Origin of the sequence: Collinsella sp. AM38-1BH (assembly GCF_003467545.1) — a bacterium.
GTDB lineage: Bacteria > Actinomycetota > Coriobacteriia > Coriobacteriales > Coriobacteriaceae > Collinsella.
In genome coordinates this window covers 35,888-42,185 of the sequence record NZ_QSHC01000017.1, presented here as the reverse complement: position 1 = coordinate 42,185, position 6,298 = coordinate 35,888, and the positions used below count along the sequence as shown (strand labels likewise).

The 6,298-nt window shown below is 54.2% G+C and carries 7 protein-coding genes and 1 pseudogene; 2 read left to right on the top strand and 6 right to left on the bottom strand.

Annotated features, from left to right (window positions below):
• Positions 1-306: 306 nt before the first annotated feature.
• A pseudogene (locus DW870_RS09620) lies at positions 307-465 on the top strand (topoisomerase C-terminal repeat-containing protein); the annotation flags it as partial.
• 116 nt (positions 466-581) lie between these two features.
• Positions 582-1,193: a DUF1836 domain-containing protein gene (locus DW870_RS08140; protein WP_199573640.1), complete on the top strand. Its 612-nt coding sequence runs from the start codon at positions 582-584 to the stop codon at positions 1,191-1,193.
• Positions 1,194-1,265: 72 nt separating this feature from the next.
• Here the strand turns inward: DW870_RS08140 and DW870_RS08135 are convergent, their stop codons facing one another.
• From DW870_RS08135 to DW870_RS08110, 6 genes are all read right to left on the bottom strand, one after another.
• A complete protein-coding gene (locus tag DW870_RS08135; RefSeq protein WP_117877397.1) occupies positions 1,266-2,132 on the bottom strand; it encodes a DegV family protein in 867 nt (288 codons plus the stop codon).
• Between the two features lie 178 nt (positions 2,133-2,310).
• Positions 2,311-3,444, bottom strand: a complete 1,134-nt coding sequence (locus DW870_RS08130) for an NlpC/P60 family protein (RefSeq protein ID WP_147349121.1) — start codon at positions 3,442-3,444, stop codon at positions 2,311-2,313.
• A 30-nt stretch (positions 3,445-3,474) separates the two neighbouring features.
• Positions 3,475-4,005: an adenine phosphoribosyltransferase gene (locus DW870_RS08125; RefSeq protein ID WP_199573638.1), complete on the bottom strand. Its 531-nt coding sequence runs from the start codon at positions 4,003-4,005 to the stop codon at positions 3,475-3,477.
• A 36-nt stretch (positions 4,006-4,041) separates the two neighbouring features.
• Entirely contained in the window at positions 4,042-4,926 is an 885-nt protein-coding gene (locus DW870_RS08120; RefSeq protein WP_117877391.1) for a MerR family transcriptional regulator, read from the bottom strand.
• 3 nt (positions 4,927-4,929) lie between these two features.
• Entirely contained in the window at positions 4,930-5,364 is a 435-nt protein-coding gene (locus DW870_RS08115) for an FHA domain-containing protein (RefSeq protein WP_199573636.1), read from the bottom strand.
• A 66-nt stretch (positions 5,365-5,430) separates the two neighbouring features.
• Entirely contained in the window at positions 5,431-6,135 is a 705-nt protein-coding gene (locus tag DW870_RS08110) for a CDP-alcohol phosphatidyltransferase family protein (protein WP_117877389.1), read from the bottom strand.
• Positions 6,136-6,298 lie beyond the last annotated feature (163 nt).

Below are 6,298 nucleotides of genomic sequence, written 5' to 3'. Positions count from 1 at the left end.
TGCGGATGAATGTGGGAGGTGTTCGGATAAAGTTGATAATCAAGGGTTTCTTAATTGATTGCCTGGTATCTTCTTAAAGACTTGAAATCCCCTCAAAAACCCGATATAATGGGTTTACAGATATTTAAGTATCTGATTAATAAAGTAATTAAATACTTTACCAAATTTTGGGTCTCGACTTCTTTAATTGATTGGTGGTAATCAATTAAGGCTCGCAGTTAAAGTTTCTCAGGCTTTAACTGGTCGTGGCTCTTTTTTTGTATTCTTTATTCAGTTCGTTGTTTCGTTATATCTAGTATATCGCTTTTTAGAAAGAAAAAACTAACCAAAACGAATGTAAAAGAATTACTGGAGGGAAAAGAAACCCTGGTAAAAGGAATCAAAAACAAAGAGAAAAAGCCCTACAATGCCGTTGTAAAAATTGGGGAAAAGGGATATATTGATTTTATCTCTTTTTCAAAATAAACAAAGTGGTTGGACGGTGCATCAATGTGCTGTCCAACCACTTTTACTTAGCGGCTATGTGGTATGCAAAACTAGATAACCTAGAATACAATATATAAAACGAACGGAGGCCTCTTATGAACCACGTCAAACATGTTATCCCGATGTCCGATACATCGGTCAGCATTAAGCCGGAGGATATTCAGCCGACGGTGCTACCGGATGCATTTATTCAGTCCGATATGGTGGGTAAACTCAACGCATTGAGCCTGCCACGCTATGACCAGCTGCCCAATGTAACGCTCTATCGCGATCAGGTTATTGAATATGTTGCGCTGTGGATGGAGCCGCTTTCGATTTGCGTAGCGCAGCCCGTTATCACGCCATCGATGATCAATAACTACGTGAAGGTCGGTCTCGTTCCTGCTCCGGTTAAAAAGCAGTATGGCCGTGAGCAGATTGCGCGTCTCATCGCTATTTGTATCTTTAAGCAGGTGCTACCCATCGCTGCGATTCAGGCGCTCTTTAATATTCAGCGTTTGAGCTACGACGCTCCGACGGCTTTCGATTATGTGGTTGATCAACTTGAATCATCGATTCGTGCGGCGTTTTCTGTTGAGCAGACTCCCGTGCCCGATACCGCACATCAGGTTACGCGCGAGTCACTGCTCGTACGCAGTGCGGTATCGTCCTTCGTTTCGAAGGCATATCTGATGAGCTACCTCAAGTTCAATGGGTTTCATAGCTAACCGAGGTATAAGACGGGCGGGATAAGGGGCCATTGCCCCCTTATCCCGCCCGTGCGTTTGTCAAGTTGTACATTATCGGCCCGAAGCCACGCCCATGCCGTAGCCGATAATGAGGCCGTGCATCTCGGCATAGTATGAATCTAGCCCGTTACAGGGCATGATGATGGTCTTTGACCCGGGCCAGTGTTCCGCAATGCGGCTGGCGAGTGTCTGGGCGCCCGCCTCATTCTCGACATGGTCGATAACGACCTCGCCACCAGTAAAGCCTTCGGCCTCCATGGTGTCGATAATCTTGCCAAGCATCTTCTTTTCGCCACGCGTGTGCCCAACGAGTTCAATTTTGCCCGCTTCGCTCGCCGTGCCCAAAATGCGGATATTGAGCTTGTTGGCAATAACACCGGCCGCCTTAGGGATACGTCCGGCCTTTGCGAGGTTTGCGTAATTGCACAGGCTAAAGAGGATCTTGCTGTTCTGCTCCAGCGCATCAAAATAGCCGCAGGCTTCTTTAAATGAAACGTCTGGATTGTTTGCGAGGTAGCGGTCGAACAGCAGGAAGATTAGGTCCATTTTGCCACCTGCGGCTCGTGAGTTAACCAAATGAATCTGACGGTTGGGCTCTTCGGCAAGCACCATGTCACGTGCGGTGGCCGCGGCATTGTAGCTTCCCGAGACTCCCTCGGAGATGGGCATGCAGATTGTCTTGTCGGCAAGCCTAAAGAGTTCGGCCCACTCCCCTACGCTTGGACAGGCGCTTGAAGAAGCACTCGACTCCGCCTGCACGGCGCTATTGAGCTCGTGCACGTCGAGCGTGAGGTCATCGATAAACTCTCGCTCCCCCACTCGGATCTTAAGGGGTGCAAATGCGAAGGTGGTATGAGGTGCGGTTGGTTGCCAATCGCGAAGATTGCAGCTCGAATCGGAGATAAGTGCCCAGCTCATTGAGGGTCCTTTCTAATTGTTCCCCAACAATTATAGCCATCTTTTTGATTGAATGGACGGCTATCTAGTTTTGAATACTAGATAGCCGTGCTGATCTCAAGGCAAAAGGTGGGGGCAAAAAGAATGGGCCTCGTGACTCAAGATCGCGGGGCCCACGTTCGTTCGCTATAGTAATAAATTAGTAGCGTACGAAGATGTAGTTGTTGTTCATACCGGCTGCGACGGAACTGATGATGACGCCCGTTTTGTAGTCGGAAGCATGGATCATCTGACCATTACCGATATAGATGCCGGTATGGTAGGAGTTAACCACAACATCGCCGGGTTGCGGATCGGACACACGGGTCCAACCCATGAAGGTGCCGGTGGTGCCCAGACGGCAGTAGCGTCCCGTGAGGCAGTAGCTCACAAAGCCGGAGCAGTCAAAGCTGTTCGGCCCAATGCCGCCCCAAGAGTAAGCGTATCCGAGCTTGCTATAGGCGCGCGAAACAACGGAACCGCCATCAACGGACTGGCTCGGTGCGGAAGGCGTCGGAGCCGGAGCCGGCGCCGGAGCGGGCGCCGGGGGCTGCGGAGTGGGAGCGGGCGCGGGCGCGGGTGCGGGCGTGTTTCCGCCGCCGTCGTTGGTCGTACCGCCACCCTTGTCGGTGTTCACGGTCGTACCTGCGGTGTCGTTGCTCACCGTGGCCTTTTCGGCGGTGCTAGCATTTATGCCAGCCTGCAGCGCGGCGTTGGCCTGGGCCTCGGCAGCAAGCTCGGCCTGTAACTGTGAATCCAGGGAGTTCACGACACTCTGGGCATCAGCCTGCTGGGCATTGAGCTCGTCGACCTTCTTCTGTGTCGCGGCGACGTTCTTCTCCTGCTCGGTTTGCTTATCGGTAAGCTGCTGCTTAAGGTCCTTGACCTCCTGAATGGTTTGGGCCTGCTTGTCGGACACCTTACCGTAGTAGAACAGGCGGTTGAGCATATCGCCCAGATCGTCGACGCCCGTCAGAACCTGAAGGAGACTCAGGCCGCCGGTCTTGTACTCACCGGCAACGTAGGTCGAAAGCTTTGCCTGACCTTCGGCAATCTCTTGCTGCTTTTGCGTGATCTCGCCTGCAGTCTGATCAAGTTCCTGCGTCTGTGCGGAGAGTTCATCATGAATTTGCTGGGTTTGCGTGCCAATCTGCTCGAGTTTAGTACGAGCAGCGGCAAGGTCGGATGCGGTATCGGCGTAGGCCGGAGCCACGAGGCCCAAGCCCAAAACACAAGCGAGGGTTGCCGTAGCAGCGCAGCGTGCCATATTTCTGTGCGTATTTGCTGTGCGCATGGAGCTTCCTTTCCAGTACTAGGGTAACGGCTAGTCCACCGTTACCAGGCTAAAGAGCTCAACGTCCTCATGGGAAGGCGTGAGCTTCTCGCGCGGGTTAAGAAACGCAAGCTCAAGGATACAGCCATAGCCTCCAAGCTTTGCGCCCATATCTCGCACCAGTTTACCTGTTGCCTCGACGGTTCCGCCCGTCGCGACCAAGTCATCCAGAATCAACACGGTATCTTTAGAGCTGATAGCATCGGCATGGATCTCGATAGAATCCGTTCCATACTCGAGCTCGTAGCTCTCGCTGACCGTCTTGCGCGGCAGTTTGCCCGGCTTACGTGCGGGAACAAAGCCGGCGCCCAGGGCGACGGCCACGGGAACTCCGACCATAAAGCCGCGGGCCTCGGGTCCCACGACCTTGGTAATGCCCATGTCGGCAAAATGCTCGGCCAGGGCATCCACCATGGCCTTCAGGGCCTCGGGATTGCCAAAGAGCGGTGTGATGTCCTTAAAGACGACTCCGGGCTCGGGATAGTTGGGGATATCGACGATGTGAGATTCGAAGTCGTACATGGCATGACCTTTCATGGATTGCCGGGTGGACGGCGGTTATTTACCCGTGTTAGCAGACGAGCTATGCGAGGTGACGATGACCTTGGACGGGTGTACGAGCGACTCGTCGTGTGCGGCAACCGCGGGGACGCTTGCCCCATCGCTTTTAGTCTTGGTGGATTCGGAACGCGCGATCTCCTCATCGAGAGCATCGATGTCAGCGTCCTCGACCACGGCGTTGAGCGACTCAAAGACACGGTTCTTAAGTAGCGCGGTGTGCACGCCCTCGGTGAGGTCGTGCAGCTTCTTAAAAGCGCGCTCGAGCTTGGCGTCGCGCTCGTCATCGGAGGTATCCATGCCGAGCATGCTCACAAGCACCTGCTCAAACATCGAAGACTCGCGGTTTGCCGACGATACGTACTGGCGCAGGTTGCGCGGCTCAATGTGAAAGCGCGACAGCTCCGAGCAGTAACGGATGATCGGGAAATCTCGGCCATCGACGAGCTCACGGTTCTGCGGACTCTTGATGATGCGGATAAGATCGTTCTCGGCAAGGGAGCGGATAAACGAGATCTCAACACCGAGCATGTCGGGGATCGTCTCGATGGGGTGCAGCTTTTGCTTAGTCTCCTTGGGCTCCGTCTTAAGCGGGACATCGGACAGAAGACCCACCTCGTAAGCCAAAGTGGACAGGTCCGAAGCGTTTTCCAAGCGCTGCTTAATGACGTTGAGCGGCATGTAGCGGGTCTTCTGCAGGTGCAGGATGACCTCGAGACGATCAACGTCTTCCTTGGAGTACTGGCGATACCCCTTAGGCGTTCGATGAGGGGCGATGAGCCCCTCATCTTCTAGAAATCTAATTTTTGAGTTCGATAGATCGGGGTATGCGCCTCGAAGTAGGTTGACGACTTGGCCGATACTCAGATAGTTGCGTTCGGCCATTACCTATTCACCGGTTTCGATGCGCTCCGGCGTGCTCTCGTGGTAGATGAGCGTGAACGTACCGATCTGAACGGAAGAGCCGTCATGCAGCGGAGCACCGTTGACGATGGCGCCGTCGACCCAGGTGCCGTTGAGCGAGCCCAGATCCTCAATACGGGCGCCCAGGCCCTCACGAATAATGCGTGCGTGGCTGCGCGAGACAGTCATGTCGTTGAGGAAGATGCCGTTCGCGGGATCGCGGCCGATAGTGGTCACGTCGTCCTCGAGTTCAAAGGCAGCTCCGGTCTGCGGACCCTTGACGATGGACAGAACGGGGGCGGTGATGCGCACGTTGGCCATGAGGTCGGGAACGGTGACGTCGCTTGAAGGCACGCGGAATACGCAGGTAGCGTCAGCAGTCTTATCATTCTGAGGCATATTGTTAACCATGTTGTCCATGACAACCCCTAACTTATCGCGGACGTGCCGCAAATAATGAACCGTACGTAATCATACCCCAACGAATCAGTCTTCGATTTCAGGGTTCAGAAAGTCGATGTCCTCATCCTCGGGATGCGCGATGGCCTGTTTAATGGCCACCCCTCCCTTAATGGTATAGATGACAGCGGTGAGCATGGAGAAGATGACGCCGCCGTAGACAAAAAAGATGCCGAGGGGCACCGAGCTGCCATTGAGGCCCGGGAACGCCGTGAACGTGGCGGGTAGCAGATGCCAGCCGTCCACGACGGGGAACCCAAGCAACATGAGCGAGAAGCCGGTCATGAGCAGTGCCGTGGCAATCTTGCCGGGAAAGACGACGTCGATGGGGCGCCGGTGGTAGTGCCGCACGGTGAGCGTGCCGATGCCCAGGTAGATATCGCGGCCGATAATGAGCACGCAGACCCAGATGGGAAGCTCGCCGCGGACGACCAGGCCCAGCACGCCGGTAAACAACAGCGCACGGTCGCAGATGGGATCCATGACCTTGCCGAGCCATGAGACCGTTTTGGTCATGCGGGCAATCTGACCGTCCATCCAGTCGGTGGAGGCCGCGATGGCATAGATGACAATGGCGACGACACGGTTGTTGTCCGTCACAAACAGGTACAGAAAGACCAGCGTGAGCACGAGGCGCGTAAAGGTGATGAAATTGGAGATCGTGAAGATCTTATTCGACGGGTAATCGGAGGTGCCGATAAGCTCCTTTTTGATCTTCTTCTTGATGCCCACAGGACTCCCCCGCTGGTAAACGACATAACTTTCGATACTATACCCGTTCTGGCGATGTCTATCCAGCGTAAGCATAGAGAGTCCAGACATATGGAGGATGCTACTGGGTTGTGCGGGATTCTGCATTTGTGTACATCAGCCTCCAAATATGACATTTTTCGGC

Bases quoted from the DNA above. Each gene is read 5' to 3' on its own strand.
- DW870_RS08140 (WP_199573640.1), top strand. From the start codon at position 582: ATGAACCACGTCAAACATGTTATCCCGATGTCCGATACATCGGTCAGC.
- DW870_RS08135 (WP_117877397.1), bottom strand. From the start codon at position 2,132: ATGAGCTGGGCACTTATCTCCGATTCGAGCTGCAATCTTCGCGATTGG.
- DW870_RS08130 (WP_147349121.1), bottom strand. From the start codon at position 3,444: ATGCGCACAGCAAATACGCACAGAAATATGGCACGCTGCGCTGCTACG.
- DW870_RS08125 (WP_199573638.1), bottom strand. From the start codon at position 4,005: ATGTACGACTTCGAATCTCACATCGTCGATATCCCCAACTATCCCGAG.
- DW870_RS08120 (WP_117877391.1), bottom strand. From the start codon at position 4,926: ATGGCCGAACGCAACTATCTGAGTATCGGCCAAGTCGTCAACCTACTT.
- DW870_RS08115 (WP_199573636.1), bottom strand. From the start codon at position 5,364: ATGGACAACATGGTTAACAATATGCCTCAGAATGATAAGACTGCTGAC.